Source organism: Oceanicaulis sp. MMSF_3324, assembly GCF_030733545.1.
Taxonomy (GTDB): domain Bacteria; phylum Pseudomonadota; class Alphaproteobacteria; order Caulobacterales; family Maricaulaceae; genus Oceanicaulis.
In genome coordinates, this window is record NZ_JASHIU010000008.1 from 112,114 (window position 1) to 131,131 (window position 19,018).

Consider the following 19,018-nt stretch of genomic DNA (forward strand, 5'->3'; position numbering starts at 1 on the left):
AGCGTATCGTGAACGCACTGCTGATACCAATCGCGCTTATCGGCCCGATTATCGGCGCAATATTCGCCACCCATGCGGGATGGAGCTGGGCCTCGGTCCAGTACTCCCCTTGGGTGGCAAGTGCGCTGATTGGCGCTATTTATGCCTGTCTGGGTTCGATCGCTGCGGCCATCCTACTTTGGAAAGCCAATCGCAAAGAGCCTCCTGCAACATCGTCCGCAAGTACGGCGTCGCCCCTGGCGCTGGTAGAGCTGGCCATGAAGCGGAAGCCTTTGCAAACGACCGCGACCCTCATGGGGTTTGGTGCGCTTCTGGCGCGTAAACCGAAGCTGGCCATGGAAACCTTGTCCAAGTTCGCGCTTTCCAATTAAAGGGTCTGCCCTTGCCGAAAAAAACAGAACACGAACTGCGCGCCAAACGCCTTGCGGCGCGCAGCGAAATTGCCTCCAAGACGCTCTACTCAGTCATTGCTGAAACCGGGAAGGAAGAGCTGCTCAGGCCTTCCAGCTCGCTCCTCTACTCAGCCCTCACGGCGGGTCTCGCCATGGGGGCTTCTGTCTTGCTAATGGGGGCGATCGCAAAGGCGGTCGGCGACGCTTCCTGGAGCGCGCTCGCCATTGCGGTCGGCTATCCGGCCGGTTTCCTGCTGATCGCCATGGCGCGGATGCAGCTGTTCACAGAGAACACGCTCACCGCCGTATTGCCCGTCACCAAGAACCGCCGCTGGCGTTCTGTGCGTCTATTGGGGCGCTTGTGGGCGATTGTCCTGGTGGGCAATCTGGTCGGGGCTGTCGCGATCGGCGCCGTGCTCAGTCATGTCACAGAGCCAGATCTCTATGACGCCATGGTCACGGCGTCTTCGCATATCACGCACCGTGACGCCCTGGGCAATTTCATATCCGCCTTGCCGGCCGGTTTCCTGATCGGCCTGATGGCCTGGTCATTGCCGGGCCTGCCTTATGAAAAGCTGGGTGCTGTCTTCATCGTGACTTATCTCGTAGGGGCAGGGGGCTTCCCGCATATCGTGGCCGGCACGGTCGAGACGACCGTCCTGATCGCCGCAGGGGTCTGGGGGCTGGGCGAGGGCCTGGCTTTCATTCTGCCTGTCCTGGTCGGCAACACCCTGGGCGGGGCGGCGCTGTTCGCTGGACTGGCCTATGGGCAGGTTCACGAGGAAATCGAATAAAAGCGAATTTGTCAGGAACCTCCTGCCTGACTGTTCGTTACCTAGCTGTCCCGAATCCCACGGGGCGTATTACGACCAAAGCTGCGGAGGTTGACCCTCCCCCCTGACCCCTTCCGCAGCCTTTCTTGAAGCCGCTCTCGATATCGAGGGCGGCTTCATTATGCGTGCCCGGATGGTCAGGCGGTCCGCCTTGCGCGCAGGCTCACGGTCGTGACGGACAAGTCAGCATCCGATGAGAGATGACGCCGCCCGCGCTGACGGCCAGCGGGAGAGGGCGACAGCTGTCGCTTGCCTTTATCAAGGCGTCTGGTGTTGGGGAGCCATGAAGCGGGACGTTTCTCGAGCGGATCAATGTGCTGCGAGACAGGCGCAAAAAAGGGGGCGCGCCGTAGCGCGCCCCCAGGCTTTGGGGTTGGTCATGCCCCTCAGATTTTAGCGGCCGTCCAGATAGGCCCCGGTGTTGACCGGCGTATCTTCCATGACGCGCACATCCTCGGCCGTCATGTCGGAAGTGACCGTCCAGCCGCTTTCGGCGCTGTAGGCCAGATCCAGTTCATCAAAGTCGACGACGCCAACTTCGCCACCCAGGCCGAGGAAGCCGCCGTCGCGAATGATGGCGTATTCCGTGTCGCCCTCGAGCGTGAACTTCACGTCCTCGAGATGGGCGATGGTTTCGCCGGCATCATTCATGATCGCAGCGCCGGTCAGGTCACTGTAGAACAGCTCGCCGTCCTCACGCTGATCCTCGATGGACACCACGAATGGGCTATCCTGGATGGCCTCGGCGTCCTCAAGCTGCTCGTCGGTCAGCGAAGCGGTGACGACGAGTTCGCCGTCTTCATCGTGTGAGATGCTTGCAGCGACGGTTGAGACTGCGACCTCCTCGTCAAACAGTCCCAGAAAACCACCGCGGGAAATGACGAGCGCTTCGGGATCGCCTGCGTCAGTCATACGGATGTCGGTGATCGCGGACGCGCCGTCAGCATACTCCAAGTCAGCACCCACAACGTTTGAGGCTTTGACCTTGTGAGACGCCATCTCGGCTTCGGCGCCGGTTGTCATTTCCGTGTGCATCTCAGCCTCTTGGGCTTGTGCAGTCGCCAGAGCGGCGGTGGACATCAGAGCGATCGAGGTGCTCAGCATCAGCTTATTCAACATAACTTGTCTCCTTCATTGCTAGCGATCAAGTCGAACGCAATTAAGAAACGTTGTTATCGAGGTGCCGTTCCAAGTTAATCGGCGGCTATTCTGTGAATATATTGAGGCAGAAACTTGCGCGCCCATCATCGCGCTTCATCCATGCAAAAAGGGCGTCGTGAATATTCACGACGCCCTTTTGTAGTCTTGTTGTGGCTAGGTTTATTCGGCCGCGACGGGTTTCTTCTCGAAGAAAAACAGGGCCTGGCTGATGGTGGCCGACACCGTTTCCGGCATGAAGGGTTTGGTCACAAGGTAGGTGGGTTCCGGCTTCTCACCTGTCAGCAGACGTTCGGGATAGGCGGTGATGAAGATCACGGGCACATTCATCTCGTCCAGAATGTCCTTCACCGCATCAATGCCGGAACTGTTATCGGCCAGTTGGATATCTGCCAGCACCAGTCCGGGCGGTGATTTCTGGGCCAGCGCTACAGCTTGATCACGCGTGCGAGCAACGCCGGTGACGCTATGGCCTGCATTCTCCACAATGGCGCGCAAGTCGAGCGCGATCACCGGCTCGTCCTCGATGATCATGACCCGGGTCGCGAGGCCGGCATTGAGTTCCTGTTGAGCGGAGACCAGAAGGCTTTGGGCTTCACTGTCATCAATCCGCAGGATGTGCGCGACATCTTCGATGGAAAAACCTTCCACCGAAGTCAGCAGCATCACCTGGCGCGCCTTGGGCGTCACATGAGAGAGCGGGCTCGATTCCTCATCAGTGGAACTGGTATCAAGATCCGGGCTCCAGCACGCATGAAAGAGCTGGAACAGGGCCACTTGGGGAGACAGGTCCTGACCTAGCTCTTCATTGCCTTCGACGGCGGCTTCAAGACATGCGCGCACATGGGCGTCGCCGCTTTGCTGGGATCCGGTCAGGATCCTGGCATATCGACGCAAGTATGGAATGTGTGCGCGAATTGCTTGAACAAAACTCATTGTGGGCTCTCCCCAAAAAACAGTGTCACCGTCCAAACGGGCAATATGAGAAAGGGTTCCCAAAAAAATGCATTTTTATCGGAACCGGATCAGCTCAGGGACGTTTCACAGACAGATCGGCCTTTAGGGCCAGTATGAAATGACATGAGAATGGCGACATAGAATGGCAATGTCTGAGGGCAAGAATGGCGCGCGCAACGCGCCCGATCCGTCCATTGTGCAGCGGACGCGGAAGCAACAAGAAAATATAGGCCAAGGCTTACGGCACATGTTTGATTCCGTGCTGGACGAGGGCGTGCCGGACGACTTTGCCGATCTGCTGGACCGACTTGAGGAAGGCGAAGCCAAGCGCGGCGAGAATGATGGTGGCGCCCGTGAGTAAGGTCGGATCTGAATCTGCCGGCTTATCGCCGTCCGAAATGATGTCTCAGTCCCAGTTCCGCCAGGAGCTGACCGAGGCTATCCCCCATATGCGCGCTTTCGCGAGAAGCCTGACCGGCGAGGCCGCCAGCGCTGACGACTTGGCGCAAGACGCCATGATGAAAGCGTGGTCCGCACGCGACAAATTCAAGGCCGGGACCAATTTCCGGGCTTGGGTGCTCACGATCGTGCGCAACCAATTTTATTCCGACAAACGACGGTCATGGCGACAGGCTGAGTGGGACCAGGAGTTGGCTGAACGCACGCTTCCCGCCGTTGACAACCAGGAACAGATTGTCGCGCTCGATGAACTGCGTCGCGGGCTGGCGGAGTTGCCGGAAGATCAGCGCGAGGCGTTGATACTGGTCGGCGCAGGTGGGTATTCCTATGAGGAAGCCGCCGAAATCTGTGAATGCGCAATAGGCACGGTGAAAAGCCGGGTCTCACGCGCTCGTCTGGCGTTGGAGGGCATCATGAAAGCTGGCCCTGCCGCCAAAGCCAATTCCGACGGTGTGGCCGCTTCTGATGCGGTGGACACCCTCCTCGATCAGGTCAGCGACCTAGCTGAGCAGGCGCGTTAGCATGCCGTTCAGACCGGGCGGTGAAATGACCGGGCGATTGCGTTTCGTACTCGCTCTGGTCCTGGCTGTGGCGCTCTTTCCACTCTTGTTAGTCGCGATGGCGCAGACATGGGGTGAAGCGCGCGAGGAACAACGGGTCCAGCGTGATCGAATGGTCATTCTGGGCGCTCTTGCAGCATCAGAACTCAATAAATCGATTTCTCGGGCACAAGGCGTGATCGACGCCGTGTCCACTCGCGGGTTCGCCTTCATGAGCGCCCCCGGCGGCTGCGCCAACGCCATGGCCCAGATTTCCGAGGGCGACGATGTTCTGACCAATATTGCTCTCACGAATCCGAGTGGAGAGATCATCTGTTCGGCGCTTGATGATGCGCGCAGTCTCGACATGAGCACGGAGGGCTGGTTCCAAACTCTTGAAACCGGCTCTCAACGGTCAGTGTCTGGCGTCATGCTCGGTCAGGTGTCGCGGCGTCCTATTCTGGTGGTCGCATCCCGCCTTGGAAATCAGGATGAATTCAGGGGCGCGGCTGCCGCAGCAATCGATGTGCTGCAGGCGTCACGTATCCTGATCGACAATGCGACGGCCGAAGGCAGCAAGGTCTTGCTCGTAACGCCTGACCAGGCGCGTGAGGTCGATACGGCCCGCATTCTCAAGCCTGTCGCAATCGATTTGGAGCAAGAGCTGCTCCTGCGAGTTCTTGAGGTTGACCGACCTGAGCCCATGCAGGTGACCATTGACGGGCGGGAAACGCCTGCTGTCCTGGCCCCGCTTGTGGACCATGAACTGGCGCTGCTTCTGGTATCGCCATCTCCGACTGCGCAATGGGGGCTGATCTCGGTCGCCGCGACCTTTCTTGTGCCCTTGTTGATGTACGCCTTGGCGCTGGCCAGTGTCTGGCTGGCTGTGGACCACTATGTTCTACGCTGGCTGGGCTATTTGCGCCGCATTGCTGCTGTATACGGTAGCGGCCGGCTGGATGTTGTCCCCGTACGCGCCCGGAATGCGCCTCGCGAGATCCGGGGGCTGGCTGAAACCATGGGTGAAATGGCCGCGTCTCTGGAGGAACAACACAGTGAGCTTGAGTCCTCCCTTGAACAGCGTGGCGCGTTGCTGCGTGAAATCCACCACCGGGTGAAGAACAATCTGCAAATCATCGTCAGCTTGCTGAATCTGCAAGCTGGACGCATGGCGGATGGCGAGGGCCGCATGGCTCTCATGGAAGCGCGTCGGCGCATCAACGCGCTCTCACTGGTACACCGCAGCCTGTACGAAGCTGACGACCTTAGAGCGGTTCACATGCCAGGCTTTCTTACCGAGCTATGCATGAACCTGCAGCAGGTGAGTGATGATGGAGCGCGTTCCATCAGCGTGCAGGCGGAATGCGATGAGGTGTCCTTCGAGCCTGATGCGGCCGTGCCTATCGCGCTGTTTGTCACCGAAGCCGTCACGAACGCCTACAAACATGCCTTCAAGGATCAAACCAGCGGACGTGTTCTGGTGTCCCTGAAAGCCAGCTCGGCGGAGGACCTGACCTTGCGGGTTAGCGATAATGGCAGCGGCATGACCGAGACTGCCTCGCACGGTACGGGGTCGTCATTGATGGAAGCCTTCGCCATGCAGGTGGACGGCGAAACCTGGTCGGAGTCCAACGCTGAAGGCGGTACGGATTTCGTTCTTCAGGTGCGTCAAGAAAAGACGGATTGAGCCGGAACCAGTCTCGAACTGGATCGTTTCATAAGGACCCTGAAACGAGGAGGCTATTATGAAATACGTCATGCTTTGCGCTCTGGCCGTGTCCACCCTGATCCTGGCAGGCTGCAACACCATTGCCGGCGCCGGTCAGGACATTGAAGAAGCTGGTGATGCGATTGAAGATACGGCTGAGGAAAACCGCAGCTAAGGTCTTCCTCCCTCACATGAAGCGGCCCCGTCTCAGGACGGGGCCGTTCTAGTTTGAGCAGTGCTGGATAAAGCGTCTGAACAGGCGTCTCATATCGGCTCTGTAAACCAAAAGCTCAGGGTGAAACTGCACGCCGAATCTCAAGGGCGCATGGTCAGCCTCAATGGCCTGGACGCCGCCGCGTTCTCCGCAGGCAGTCGCATGAAAGTCCGGGGCGATCTTGCGGACAGCTCGCCTGTGCAGGCTGTTGACGCGGACTGTGTCAGCGGGACCGAAGACGTCCCTGAGGAAACTGTCGCCCGTGAGCTCGACCGGCTTTCGAAAGAAGGTGTAACCAACTGGGCCGTTTGGCCAGTTTTCTGTCAGGACCGGGTCGAGCTGCTGATGTAAATCGCCGCCATAGAATACATTGAGCATTTGAAGGCCACGGCACACGCCCATGACGGGAGTATCGTGATCTCGGGCGTGTTGTAGCCAAGTGATTTCGAGACGGTCCCGGTCCGGATCAAACTGGCTTTCCACTTCAATGCTGGCGTCATACTGGCTGGGGTGAATATCCAGCCCGCCCATCAGGATCAGGCCGTCAAATTGACGCGTTGCATTGTCAGGTTCGTGGCGCAGGCGTTTGGGCTTGCCGCCGCTCATCCAGATGACGGCATGCACCAGCGTGGACAACATCCAGTCGCCCTCGGGGGCGGTCACGTATGCGATCACCGGGCGGGTCATGAGCCAACGGAGTCAAAGCTCACTTCAGGCGGCAGTTCGCCATACTTCACAAGGTGGGAGACGATGAACAACGCGCCCAGCGCTGCCGCAGGGTCATCCTTGGCCAATAAATCCACGTCCAGTGTCGAGCGGTCCATGACCCGATGGGTGACATCTTCAAGCGCTTCCTTTGCGGCCTTGGCGTCCGACAAGGATGCAAGCAGACGTCCGAAACTCTTGAGGCTGAAGCCCTTTGATTGCTTGAGCCGCTCCCAGCTCTCGGACAATTGCTGGGCGTAGTCGCTTTCACTGAAAGCGCCGTCTACGGCCGAAGGGATCCAGGCGAGCGGCACCTGGGAGCAATACCCGATCTCCGGTTCTCCTGGCGTGGTCTTCAGCTCCCCATACAGGGTGAGTTCAGCCAGAAGCCGGGCGTAATCCACGCCGCTCAGCGTAGAATGACGCAGCCCCGCCCAGAAGCGGGCATTGACCTCGATGACGGCGGGCGCATCACCTTCTTCGCCATTCCACATGAAATCGGTCTCGAAAACGCCGGTCCAGTTCGTCGCCTTTGCGATCTTGCGAATATCATCCTCAAAGGGCGCGGTGCTGACGGTTTTGCGTACGACGCCTGCGCCTGCTTCACGCGGTTGGTTTTCCAGATTGGTATAAGCCGACATGACCAGCACGTCGCCGTCATGAGCCAGGGCGCTGACGCAATAATCCTCACCATTTGCGAGCGATTGAGCCAACAAGGGATACTGCTCGGCATGGTCCTTCAGATAACGGTCATAGGCAGTCTCATCCTCGACCTTGGAAATGCCGCGCCCGCCAGCGCCTCGGCTCGGTTTCATGAGCACGGGGAATTCCATTGAAAGGCCGTCGCGGGCTTGCTCCTCATCCATGAAGACTTTGGTCTGAGGGGCGTTGATCCCGTGCTCTTCCACGAGATCGGCGAAATGGTGCTTGGGCGTAACCTGCTCGATCGAGCTTTGTTCGGGCGCAGCCAGCTTGGCGTTGGCAGGTAAAAGGTCCCGGTGACGCGCCAGCGGCTCCATGTCTTCAAAGCCGGGCAGGACCAGCACTGTGTCTTCTGGAAAATCTCGACAGATTTCTGCGAGATCGCGAGCATAGCGCTCTTCGTCAGAGGGCTCGCAGACGGTGCGCGTCTCATCGCAATATTTCGAGAAGGACAAAGCGGTGAGCTTGATGGTGTCCACTCCGACGACTCGATCGACGAGCGAGTGTACGGATTCCGCCATTGTCAGCGCCATCAGGCTGCGACCATAGGTAATCAATGCAATTGTTTTCATGCGCGACAAACGAAGGAACGATCGAAAAGTTCCCAATTAATTCAGGAACTTTTTGATCCCGGCCTGCGTTGCATGGCCAAGATGCCATGGAGCAGGAGATGAAACACCAAAAACCAAGCCCTGTCGTCCTCATAGGGATCGCCATAATTCTTGTGCTGATAGCTACGCTGGCGACGCTGATATGGCAGGAATCTCAATCGGATACGGTAGAGATACAATTCGGTGACGGCGAAATACGCTTTGAAACCGGAGAGCTCAAAGCCAAGTGATGACAGGCCGGTTGTTTTTTGGCCATGTTTTGAGGCGAATGAAGCGATAAAGCGGCGAGGCGCAGGCTTCGCCGCTCTTATTCTTGATTTAAGGTGGACTGATTTGCAGATGATCGGGCTCCGGGCGCTTTTGCTTCTGGCGGGTTTGACCCTGACCGCCTCTGCCCATGGGCAAAGCGTGAATCTGACGGAGTCCGAAGACCCGGCGCTGCAGAATGCGCTTCAATCTCTCATTGATGAGAGGACCAAGGCCGGGGCCACGAACACGCGCGCCAGTTCGGAACAGCTCGTACGTTATCTGCGCTCTGAGGGGTATTATACCGCAAGGGTGATCGTGGATCAGAGCGAAGACGCGCCGGTGTATCAGGTAACGGCGGGTGAGCGTTTCCACTTCACGGCTGTGAGCGTGCAGACAGGTGGTCAGTCCGATGCGCGCTCCGTGGCCCGCCAGGCGCTTCCGATCGAGGTGGGCGACCCCGTCCGTGCGGAAGCTGTTCTCAATGCGGAGACCGAGGCTTTGAGGGCGTTGCGCAATTCTGGTTGGCCGGACGCTCAACTGGAAGATCGCACTATCACGGTGGATCATGCCGATGCGAGCGGTGACGCCGTTTTTGTGTACGCGCCGGGCGCTGAAAGCCTCTATGGAGATATCGTCCTTGAATCAGGGCGTTGGCGAGAGACATTCATACGCCGTCTCGCGCCGTTTCAACCCGGTGAACGGGTCAGCGCGTCACAAATGCGCAGTTTTGAAAGCCGCCTTGAAGCTCTGCAAAGCATGTCTAGCGCAGCCGTAACGCTCGAAGCGCCAGATGAGGCTGATGGTCCGCAACGGCGCGCTGTCAGGGTGTCTCCGTCACCCGCTCCGCGTCACGTGGCGGAAGCCGGGTTCAGCCTGTCCACCAGTGAAGGTGGCGGGGTGAGCGGAGCCTATGAAAGACGCAACCTCTTCGGCGGTGATGAAACCCTGGATATCAATCTCAACCTTGCGACGGTGCAAAGCGGTCTGCAGGTCGAACTGACGGCGCCGCACTGGCGACGTCTGGGCCAGGCCCTGACGCTGGAAGCGCGGGCTGAACGCGAAGAGACTGATGCGTATGACCTTGTCGAGGCCGGTGTGGGCGCACGCGTATCAAGGCCAATCACGGACGCCCTGACTGTATCCTTGGGCAGTGATCTCAGCGTCTCTCACAGTGAAAATGCGACGCTGGATCTCAACGTTTATACCGGTTCGGTGTCTCTGGGTGCTGTTTGGGACCAGCGCGATAGCGCGATTGCGCCCAGCCAGGGGCATCTGGTGTCCATGGAGGTGTCGCCCACGGTGCTGGCGGGTGATGCGACTTCCACCTATTTCCGGACAGTCGCTGAAGGGCGGACCTATCAGCGTTTGACGTCATCTCTGATCATCGCCGGCCGTTTGCGGGCAGGTGGGCTGATTGGCGCTCCTCTGGAATCCCTGCCGCCGGAGCAACGATTTTTCGCGGGTGGGGGCGGCTCGGCCCGGGGCTATGAGTACCAGTCGCTATCGCCGCGCAATGCGCAGGGCGATCTGGTCGGGGGGCGTTCCATTGTAGAATCCAGCGTTGAACTGCGGTGGCGCCAGTCCCGGCGCTGGGGCGGAGTTCTGTTTGTGGATTCGGCTGCGGCCGGACGTGACGAGACGCCGGATTTTGGCGCGGTCAGAAGCGCTGTCGGCCTGGGTGTGCGGTATTATCTCGATTTCGCGCCGGTCCGGTTTGATGTGGCGACGCCGCTCGACGCCAACACCGGTGATGCGGACATCCAGGTCTATATCGGACTGGGAGAGGCGTTCTGATGCGCGCTTCAACCGTTTTCAAATATGTCGCCTTCGCTTTGGCGGGCCTGGTGCTGTTGCTGGCGGCCGGGCTGTTCAGTCTGACGCAGGGGCCGGGCCGCGCCCTGGTCACTCACTTCGTGGACGACCGTGAGATCAGCGCCGTCGGCAGAGTGAAGCTGTCGGGCCTGGAAGGCGATGTGCTGTCCGATTTCACGATACGCCGCCTGACGCTCTCGGATGATCAGGGAGTCTGGCTGGAGGCGGAAGGGCTGCATGTCCGTTGGCGCGCCCGATCGCTTCTGGGCTCGGCGGTGAGGATCGAGGCGGTCGAGGCCGCTCATATCGAGATGCTGCGTCGGCCAGAGCTCGAACGCGAGCCGTCCTCGGGGAGTGGTGGCGGACCGGGCCTGCGGCTAAACGCGCTGCGGATTGCTGAACTCGTGTTGGCTGAGCCGGTATTGGGAGAACGTGCGGCGCTGCAGGCGCGGGCGTCCCTGGCCAGTGACGCGCAACAGGGGCAAAGCGCGACCATCGAAGTCGTGCGGACCGATGGCGCTTCCGACCGTCTGAGCGGAGAGTTCACACGAAGCCCGCAGGGTGTGATCGAAGGGCGGCTCTCTGCAGAGATTGAGGCCGACAGCCCGCTGGCCCAGCTTGCCTACGCGCAAGGCCGCGGATTGACCCTGAATGCTGAGGTTTCGGGAGATGCTGACGCCGGCGCTGCGGACTTCGTGCTCATGATCGCGGACCGCGCTGGCCTGGAGGGGCGAGGGCGTTGGGATGGCGGGAGCTGGAGCCTTGACGCCGACACAGACGCCGAAGCCTGGCCCGACTTGCCGGAAACCGTCCGTGCGCTCCTGCAGAATGGCGCAGTGACGGGGCAAGGCGCAATTGAGCCCAAGAGCGGCCAGGTGCGGGTGACCAGTGAGGCGGGACAAGTCACGCTGATCCGCTCGGACGACGCAGTGCTCTACATATCCGGGACCCTGAACGAGGACGGGCTTGCGCTGGTTCTCCCCGTAGCGATCGAGGTCAGCTCGGCGCGTTTTGACGCCCAAGTCGAACCGGACAATGACGAGCGCTGGGTGGCGGGTGATGTGCAGCTGGAAACGGTTTCTCATCCTCAGCTGCAGCTTGAGGCCATGAGCATCAACTTCACTCTGGGGCGCGAGGGTGAGCGTATCCTGTTTGACTTGTCAGGTGACGGGGAAGAGGCGCGTTGGTCAAGTGCGCGCGCCGGCGCTCTATTGGGAGAGACCGTCGAGTATTCCGCTGCTGGTTTGTATGAGCGCTCTAATCAGAGACTTCGCTTTGATCGTTTTCGGGCGAAATCGACTGGCCTGGCGCTGGAAGGCTCAGGCGATGTCACACTGGATCCTCTGGATTTCGACGGACGCTTCGCGCTGAATCTTGATGATGCGGGCCGGGTGCAGGAGGGGCTGAGCGGTCCGGTCACTGTGAGGGGGGAAGGCGGTGTCTCCGGCCTCATGCTTTACGTGGATGGCGAGGAGCTGACCGGAGAGGCGGCGCCCTACACCCTCGCAACGGGACTCAGCGGTGAGGGGCGAGTGGATTTCGCCGACGGCGTCGCCGTCTCGGATCTGGATCTGGAAAGCGACTATCTGCGTCTGACGGGCGAAATCCTTCGTCCCGAGCCAGAGCGCACATGGCAGGGCCAGATCGATTACGCACTCGATGCAGAAGGCCTTGGAGTGGGCGGATTGTCCGGTGTTGTGGCCGGTGCAGCCTCTCTCGAGCAGTCTGAAGTCGGACTTGCCGCCCGGCTCCAGGCCCAGGCCGACACCTTGTCGATCAGCGGAACCGTTGTGTCGGACCCCGTGCTGCGTATTGAAATCAACCCTCAGGTCGAAGGCGGATTGGGGGGCGAATGGCGCTTTGATGCGCAAACCTCTGACCGCACCCTGAATATGGCGGGTGATATAAGCTGGGCCGATGGCGCGGGGCGTGTGGGCGTCCAATCAGGCCGGTTCGCCGACATCGCTGTGGAGGGTGAAGCGCGATTGGACGCTGAGGCGCTGATTGTTGATTTCGCGGCCCGCCAGGACGGCGCGATCCAGCTCTGGTCCGCCTCTGTGGAATATAACGCTGCAAGAGACGCCTTGATGGACGGCCGTGTCGACTTGGCCGCCCGCCTGGAGAGCTATCGCATGTCCGGCGTGACGTTGAACGCGGCGAATATGCGCCTGTCCGGGCCCGTGGAGGCCATGACGTTTGAGCTGAATGCCGATGGCGCGGTGACAGAGCCCTTCACCGTGTCTGTTGGCGGCCCCGTCTCCTATGGCGATGACGGGCTCCAGGCCTCGTTGGATTTCGCGGGAGAGCTGACAGAGAGAACGCTGACATCCCCGCAGCCGCTGGAAATCGCCTATGCCGGCGGTGAACTGACCGCTCGTACCGGGCTTGCTCTGGATGGCGCGGGGCTGGACCTGGATTACCGTCACAACGGGGAATTCACAGAACTCTCCTATGATCTTCGCGCCATCCCGGCAGATCTCGTTATGGGCTTGTTGAGCTTGCCCCAGGCGGAGGGGGAGCTGGCTCTGGACGGTGAGTTCACTCGGCAAGGCGGCGCATGGTCGGGGCAGTCGGTGCTGGGCGTTTCAGGTCTGTCCTCGGCGGCCGAACCCGCGCTGGGGGCGCTCGATGGCGAACTACGCCTTGAACTGACCGGAGACCGCGCGGACCTGTCGGGCGCGTTCAATGATACAGACCTTGAGATACGTCTGGACCTGAACCGCGAAGGCGCTGTTACGGGACTTGGGTCACTGCTTGAGCCTGATTGGCGCGGGACATTGGGCGTCAATGGCGATGTCGGCGTTCTGGCGGCGCTCTACATGCCTGAAGGTGAAATCCTGCGCGGCGTGCTGTCCGTGGAGGCCGAGATCGATGGGCTCGATTCATCGGGACAGGTCCGGTTTCGCGATGGGGCCCTGCAGTCCGCCATTGCAGGTCGTGCGTTCGAACCCATCCGAGCCGATGGCGCCTGGCGTGATGGCGCCTTGATCATTGAAAGCATGCAGATTGGCGAAGGCGGGAAAAGCGGCGCCTCTGCCCGGGCTGAGTTTCGCGCTACGTCCGAAGGGCTCGAAGGGGAAGGGCGCATCGAGCTCAATCAGCTGTATCTGGTGGATCGCCCCGAGCTGTCTGGCGGCGCGAGCGGTTTTGCAGAGTTCACCCTGGAGCAACGCGTGGTCACGGTGACGGGCGAGGCCGACATCCAGCGTCTGGACGTGCGTCCGAGCGGTGGCGGCGGCAATTCCATACCCCAGATCGAGGTGGAAGAGGTGAACCGCCCCGACGTACTGGACCGGGCTTATCGACGGCCTGTCCGGATCGAGCTTGATTATCAATTGCGTGCGGATGACCGCTTGATGGTTTCAAGCCGGGCCTTCAGCTCGGAATGGTCCGCTGATGTTCACGTGACCGGATCTGCGCAACAACCGCGGCTGTCGGGTCAGGCCAATCTCATCTCCGGACAGGCTTCGCTCCTGACAGCTCAGTTCAACCTGGTTTCGGGCCGGGTGACGTTTGATGGCCCTGTGGCGCAGACCCGTCTGGCGATTGAGGCGCGTCACGAAGCGGACGACCTTACCGTCATCGGGCGTGTCGAAGGTTCGGTGCGGGCGCCGGAAGTGCATTTTGAAAGCACGCCCAGCCTGCCCGAAGATGAAATTCTCTCTCGCCTTTTGTTCGGATCCGGCGTGTCCGACCTCAGTGCGCTGCAGGCGTCCCAACTGGCGGCGCAACTGTCAGGGGCGGGCTGGATGGACGCGATGGCGGATGTGCGCGCCACCTTGGGCGTGGACCGGCTTGATGTGCGGCAGAACGCAGACGGCGCCATTACCGTGCTCGGTGGGCGTCAGCTGACCGAAGATGTCTATCTGGAGCTCGAATCCGGGGTGGGGCAGGCGCTGGGTTCGGCCCGGATCGAATGGCGTCTTAACCCGTCCCTTGTGCTGGCGTCGGAGGTCAGCGGGGATTCGAACAATGAAATCTCACTGAGCTGGCGCAGAAGTTTTGATTGAGTTGAGCAGGTATAATGCTGATAAGGCATGATCTGCCTCTTCGCGCCGCTCCGGTTTTTACTGACCGGGGCGCCGGACTGCATATATTCACCGCCGCTGGGCGTTGCGTCTGCAAATTCTGCATGACATAACGCGCGCTCATTCCCGGCCGCCGCCGGCGTGCATTGCGCGTCCGTGCATGGCGGCGACCGCTTTCTAACAAGGCCTCGCCAAGATGAACGTAGTTGAAAAATCCGCTGAAGGGCTCTCGCGCACGTTTGAGGTTGTCGTGCCCGCGTCGGAGCTCGAAGCCAAACTGACCGCCAAGATCGAAGAGATCCGTCCTGAAGTGCGCCTGAAAGGCTTCCGCCCGGGCAAGGTGCCCGCCAATCACATCCGCAAGATGTTTGGCGCCTCGATCATGGGCGACATCCTTCAGGAGCTGGTGCCGCAAGCCACCCAGGAAACCCTGGACGAGCGCAACATCCGTCCGGCGTCCCAGCCGGCCGTTGATGTGAAGTCGGAGCCTGAAGACGTTCTGAAAAACGGCTCGGACTTCTCTTTCGAGATCAGCCTCGAGATCATGCCGGAATTCGACACCGTCGATCCCAAGACCCTCAAGCTGACCCGTCCGGTCGCAAGCGTTGCGGACGAGCAGATCGACGAAGCGCTCGAAGAGCTGGCCAAGCAGGCCGTCTCTTACGAAGAGAAGAAGGGCAAGGCTGTTGAGGGCGACAAGCTCGTCATCGACTTTGTCGGCTCCATCGACGGTGAGGAATTCCAGGGCGGCGCCGCTGAGGGCGCTGAACTGGTGATCGGTTCGGGCCAGTTCATCCCCGGCTTTGAAGACCAGCTCGTCGGCGCCAAGGCGGGCGACAAGGTCGAGGTCAAAGTGACTTTCCCCGAGCAATACCAGGCCGAACACCTGGCGGGTAAGGACGCGGTCTTCGCCACCGAGGTGAAGGAAGTCCAGGCTCCGGGCGAGACTCAGATCGATGATTCCCTGGCTGAGCGCCTGGGCCTGTCCGATCTGGAATCCCTGAAAGACGCCCTGTCCAAGCGCTTTGAAAGCGAGCACGCCCAGGCGTCTCGCATGAAGGTCAAGCGCTCCTTGCTGGACGAACTTGATTCGGCGCACGACGCGGTCGAGCTGCCGGCCAAGATGGTCGATCAGGAATTCGAGCAGATCTGGCGTGAAGTTCAGAACGCCATCGAAAACGACCAGCTTGACGATGAAGACAAGGGCAAGTCTGAGGACGAGCTCAAGGCTGACTATCGCAAGATCGCCGAGCGCCGCGTGCGTCTGGGCCTGGTGCTGGCGGAAATCGGCCGCAAGGCCAATGTGGACGTCACCCAGGAAGAGCTGGCGCGCGCCGTGAACCAGGAAGCGCAACGCTTTCAGGGCCGCGAACGTGAAGTCGTCGAGTTCTACCAGAAGAATCCGGGCGCCATTCAGGCCCTGCGCGCGCCGATCTATGAAGAAAAGGTCGTCGATTATATTCTCGAACTGGCCGAAGTGACCGATCAGGAGATCGATCGCGAAGCGCTGTTCGCTGAAGACGATGAAGCGCCGGCCGCTGAAGAGAAAAAGCCCGCCAAGAAAAAGGCTCCGGCGAAGAAAAAGGCGGCTCCGAAGAAAAAGGCAGCCAAGTCCGACGAGGACTAATCCAGCCTTAACCCGATCGGGACCATGAAGGCCCGGGTCGTTTTCTTCTCGCCTGAGAGGGAAAAGGCCCGGGCCTTGTGCATTTGAGGGTTTGCGCGCAGCCGCGCGGCTTGTCACAGTGCGGGTCCATGGCCATATCGGGCCGACCTAGACGAACACTGCTTTCCTTGAGGAGCTGGCTATGCGTGAGCCGCAGGATGTGATGATGAACCTCGTTCCCATGGTGGTCGAGCAAAGTGCGCGGGGCGAACGCGCCTACGACATCTATTCGCGCCTGCTGAAGGAACGCATCGTTTTCGTCACAGGCCCGATCGAAGACCATATGGCCAGCCTGATGGTGGCCCAGCTTCTGTTTCTTGAGTCGGAAAACCCGAACAAGGAAATCGCCATGTACATCAACTCGCCTGGCGGTTCGGTCAGCGCGGGTCTCGCGATCTATGACACCATGCAGTACATCAGCTCGCCGGTCGCCACGGCCTGCATCGGCATGGCGGCGTCCATGGGCTCGCTGCTGCTGGCGGCGGGCGACAAGGACATGCGCTTCGCCACGCCCAATGCGCGCATCATGCTGCACCAGCCGTCCGGCGGTTTCCGCGGCACGGCCGCCGATATCGAGCGTCACGGCGAGGACATCCTCAAGATCAAGCGCCGCATGAACGAGATTTACGTCAAGCACACCGGCCAGCCGCTTGAAAAAGTCGAGAAAACCCTGGACCGGGACTTCTACATGGATGCGAATGAAGCCAAGGAATTCGGCCTCATCGACCATGTTTACGAAAAGCGCGGCGGGGCTGAAGCGTCCTGATTTCGGTCAGGTCTGTCTCAGTTCTGAGCATGTGAGCCGCGCTGCGCCAGACCGGGTCAGCGCGGTTTTGCATGCTTGATCCAACCCCTCTGGCTGTGATCACATGCGCTATGGAAACGTTTCGCTAAGGTCCGGCCTTGATCTTGCAGGAACGGGTCGAGTCACTTTGAGCTATGAAGTGACCTTAAAGGCCACAGCGAACCAACCGCGCTACGGCGCACAGCGGGACCGACGGGAGCAGCCATGACCAAGGCGACCACAGGCGACGGAAAGAGCACTCTGTATTGCTCCTTCTGCGGCAAGAGCCAGCATGAGGTCCGCAAGCTGATCGCAGGACCGACCGTATTCATCTGCGATGAGTGCGTTGAGCTGTGCATGGACATCATCCGCGAGGAGAACAAGACCTCGCTTGTGAAATCCAATGAGGGCGTGCCCAGCCCGCAGGAAATCTTTCAGGTCCTGCAGGACTATGTCATTGGCCAGGCCAAGGCCAAGCGCGTGCTCTCGGTTGCGGTGCACAATCACTACAAGCGTCTCAACCATGCCGGCCAGAACGGCGAGGTGGAGCTGTCCAAGTCCAACATCCTGCTGATCGGGCCGACCGGTTGCGGCAAGACGCTGCTGGCCCAGACGCTGGCGCGGATCCTGGACGTGCCCTTCACCATGGCCGACGCCACCACGCTGACCGAAGCCGGTTATGTGGGCGAGGACGTGGAGAACATCGTTCTCAAGCTGCTGCAGGCGGCGGACTACAATGTCGAGCGCGCCCAGCGCGGCATCGTCTATATCGACGAAATCGACAAGATCAGCCGCAAATCCGACAATCCGTCCATAACGCGCGACGTGTCGGGCGAGGGCGTGCAGCAGGCGCTTCTGAAGATCATGGAAGGCACGGTGGCTTCGGTTCCGCCCCAGGGTGGCCGCAAGCATCCCCAGCAGGAATTCCTGCAGGTGGACACCACCAATATCCTGTTCATCGTGGGCGGCGCATTCGCCGGCCTTGAAGGCATCATCTCCCAGCGCGGCAAAGGCTCCGCCGTCGGCTTTGGCGCCGATGTGCGCGATCCGGACGCCCGCCGTCAGGGTGAAGTGCTAGCCGAGGTGGAGCCGGACGATCTGACCAAGTTTGGTCTGATCCCCGAATTCGTTGGCCGTCTGCCTGTGATCGCGACCTTGGAAGATCTCGACGTTGCAGCCCTGGTTCAGATCCTGACCGAGCCGAAGAACGCGCTGGTCAAGCAGTACCAGCGCCTGTTCGAGATGGAAGGCGTGGGCCTCTCTTTCACCGAGGACGCGCTGACCGCCATCGCCGACAAGGCCATCGCCCGCAAGACCGGCGCGCGCGGCCTGCGGTCGATCATGGAGGGCATTCTGCTCGACACCATGTTTGATCTGCCCAGCCTTGAAGGCGTCGAAGAGGTCGTGGTCAACGCCGAGGTTGTGACCGGCGATGCGACCCCGCTTTACATCTACGCCAAGTCCAAGGGCGAAGCGGCGACCCCGAAACAGGGCGCCTGATCTCGCAGACTTGCCGCATTGATCGAAACAAAGGCCGGAGCGTGAAGCTCCGGCCTTTTTTGTGACCACGGTGGGCCGCACAGCTGTGTCACGGTTTGTTATGCTCGACGCGAAATCCTGTCTTTGAACAGATGGGAGAGCTGGCGGCCATGTATGGAATGGTCAATCAGGGGGTGCGGGCCTTCATCGTTGAGTATTTCGGCCAGCGGGACTGGTCTGAAATCTGTCAGTCCGTCGGATTGTCAGATGACGAGTTCGAGGCGATGGCGACCTATCCCGACGCAGTGACTTACGATCTCGTGAAAACGATTTCGGCCAAATACGACATGCCGGCATCTCAGGTTCTGGAGGTGTTCGGAACATTTTGGGTCGACTATTCGGGGCAAACCGCGATCGGACAATTGCTCCGCTTTGGCGGCAATGACCTCCTCGAGCGTCTGGATGGCCTGAATGAGCTGCATGAGCGCATCAAGCTGTCCATGCCGCATCTCAAGCCGCCCTCATTTGATTTCGTCGAGTTGGCGGAGAACGTTTTCTCTCTGCGCTATTTCAGTGATCGCGAAGGGCTGGAATCCATGGTCATGGGTCTCGTCCGCGGCCTGTCCGAGCAAACCGGACAAGCGATCGAACTCACACAGGACGAGACGCCTGCGGTGTCGGATGCAAGGGCCAGCTTCACCATCCGGCTGCAGGAGTGACCT

Annotated in this window: 17 protein-coding genes; 13 read left to right on the forward strand and 4 right to left on the reverse strand. The window is 60.3% G+C overall.

Annotated features, from left to right (window positions below; translation table 11 throughout):
- The first annotated feature begins 8 nt into the window (after positions 1-8).
- Positions 9-371, forward strand: a complete 363-nt coding sequence (locus RBA95_RS09560) for a hypothetical protein (protein ID WP_306016617.1) — start codon at positions 9-11, stop codon at positions 369-371.
- Positions 372-382: 11 nt separating this feature from the next.
- The gene (locus tag RBA95_RS09565) at positions 383-1,186 is read left to right on the forward strand and encodes a formate/nitrite transporter family protein (RefSeq protein ID WP_306016618.1); all 804 of its coding nucleotides are present in this window, start codon (positions 383-385) and stop codon (positions 1,184-1,186) included.
- A gap of 432 nt (positions 1,187-1,618) precedes the next feature.
- Here the strand turns inward: RBA95_RS09565 and RBA95_RS09570 are convergent, their stop codons facing one another.
- Positions 1,619-2,344: a PRC-barrel domain-containing protein gene (locus RBA95_RS09570; RefSeq protein WP_306016619.1), complete on the reverse strand. Its 726-nt coding sequence runs from the start codon at positions 2,342-2,344 to the stop codon at positions 1,619-1,621.
- 201 nt (positions 2,345-2,545) lie between these two features.
- Complete coding sequence (locus tag RBA95_RS09575) at positions 2,546-3,319, reverse strand: response regulator (RefSeq protein WP_306016620.1); 774 nt, start codon at positions 3,317-3,319, stop codon at positions 2,546-2,548.
- A gap of 169 nt (positions 3,320-3,488) precedes the next feature.
- On the opposite strand from RBA95_RS09575, the gene RBA95_RS09580 reads away from it, so the two are divergent.
- Genes RBA95_RS09580 through RBA95_RS09595 form a run of 4 tightly spaced genes read left to right on the forward strand, consistent with a single transcriptional unit; the run spans position 3,489 to position 6,221 of the window.
- Complete coding sequence (locus RBA95_RS09580; protein WP_306016663.1) at positions 3,489-3,701, forward strand: NepR family anti-sigma factor; 213 nt, start codon at positions 3,489-3,491, stop codon at positions 3,699-3,701.
- The gene (locus RBA95_RS09585; protein ID WP_371933603.1) at positions 3,682-4,320 is read left to right on the forward strand and encodes a sigma-70 family RNA polymerase sigma factor; all 639 of its coding nucleotides are present in this window, start codon (positions 3,682-3,684) and stop codon (positions 4,318-4,320) included. Before RBA95_RS09580 ends, RBA95_RS09585 begins: the two co-directional genes overlap by 20 nt.
- A gap of 1 nt (position 4,321) precedes the next feature.
- Positions 4,322-6,025, forward strand: coding sequence for a sensor histidine kinase (locus RBA95_RS09590; protein WP_306016622.1), 1,704 nt, complete (start codon positions 4,322-4,324; stop codon positions 6,023-6,025).
- Between the two features lie 58 nt (positions 6,026-6,083).
- Positions 6,084-6,221, forward strand: a complete 138-nt coding sequence (locus tag RBA95_RS09595) for an entericidin A/B family lipoprotein (RefSeq protein ID WP_306016623.1) — start codon at positions 6,084-6,086, stop codon at positions 6,219-6,221.
- A gap of 48 nt (positions 6,222-6,269) precedes the next feature.
- Here RBA95_RS09595 and RBA95_RS09600 read toward each other — a convergent pair whose 3' ends face one another.
- Positions 6,270-6,947 (reverse strand): gamma-glutamyl-gamma-aminobutyrate hydrolase family protein, encoded by a 678-nt coding sequence (locus RBA95_RS09600; RefSeq protein ID WP_306016624.1) that lies wholly within the window; start codon positions 6,945-6,947, stop codon positions 6,270-6,272.
- The gene (locus RBA95_RS09605) at positions 6,944-8,239 is read right to left on the reverse strand and encodes an ATP-grasp domain-containing protein (RefSeq protein ID WP_306016625.1); all 1,296 of its coding nucleotides are present in this window, start codon (positions 8,237-8,239) and stop codon (positions 6,944-6,946) included. Before RBA95_RS09605 ends, RBA95_RS09600 begins: the two co-directional genes overlap by 4 nt.
- Positions 8,240-8,337: 98 nt before the next feature.
- Here RBA95_RS09605 and RBA95_RS09610 point away from each other — a divergent pair, with 98 nt between their 5' ends.
- The 7 genes from RBA95_RS09610 (at position 8,338) to RBA95_RS09640 (ending at position 19,015) form a co-directional block, all read left to right on the forward strand.
- Complete coding sequence (locus RBA95_RS09610) at positions 8,338-8,508, forward strand: hypothetical protein (RefSeq protein WP_306016626.1); 171 nt, start codon at positions 8,338-8,340, stop codon at positions 8,506-8,508.
- A 109-nt stretch (positions 8,509-8,617) separates the two neighbouring features.
- Positions 8,618-10,321: an autotransporter assembly complex family protein gene (locus tag RBA95_RS09615; protein WP_306016627.1), complete on the forward strand. Its 1,704-nt coding sequence runs from the start codon at positions 8,618-8,620 to the stop codon at positions 10,319-10,321.
- Positions 10,321-14,349, forward strand: coding sequence for a translocation/assembly module TamB domain-containing protein (locus RBA95_RS09620; protein ID WP_306016628.1), 4,029 nt, complete (start codon positions 10,321-10,323; stop codon positions 14,347-14,349). Before RBA95_RS09615 ends, RBA95_RS09620 begins: the two co-directional genes overlap by 1 nt.
- Positions 14,350-14,563: 214 nt before the next feature.
- Positions 14,564-15,994 carry a trigger factor gene (tig, locus tag RBA95_RS09625; RefSeq protein ID WP_306016629.1) on the forward strand — a complete coding sequence of 477 codons (1,431 nt, stop codon included), beginning with the start codon at positions 14,564-14,566 and terminating at the stop codon, positions 15,992-15,994.
- A gap of 181 nt (positions 15,995-16,175) precedes the next feature.
- A complete protein-coding gene (locus RBA95_RS09630) occupies positions 16,176-16,799 on the forward strand; it encodes an ATP-dependent Clp protease proteolytic subunit (RefSeq protein ID WP_306016630.1) in 624 nt (207 codons plus the stop codon).
- Positions 16,800-17,042: 243 nt separating this feature from the next.
- Positions 17,043-18,317: an ATP-dependent Clp protease ATP-binding subunit ClpX gene (clpX, locus tag RBA95_RS09635; RefSeq protein WP_306016631.1), complete on the forward strand. Its 1,275-nt coding sequence runs from the start codon at positions 17,043-17,045 to the stop codon at positions 18,315-18,317.
- A gap of 149 nt (positions 18,318-18,466) precedes the next feature.
- Positions 18,467-19,015: a heme NO-binding domain-containing protein gene (locus RBA95_RS09640; protein ID WP_306016632.1), complete on the forward strand. Its 549-nt coding sequence runs from the start codon at positions 18,467-18,469 to the stop codon at positions 19,013-19,015.
- Positions 19,016-19,018 lie beyond the last annotated feature (3 nt).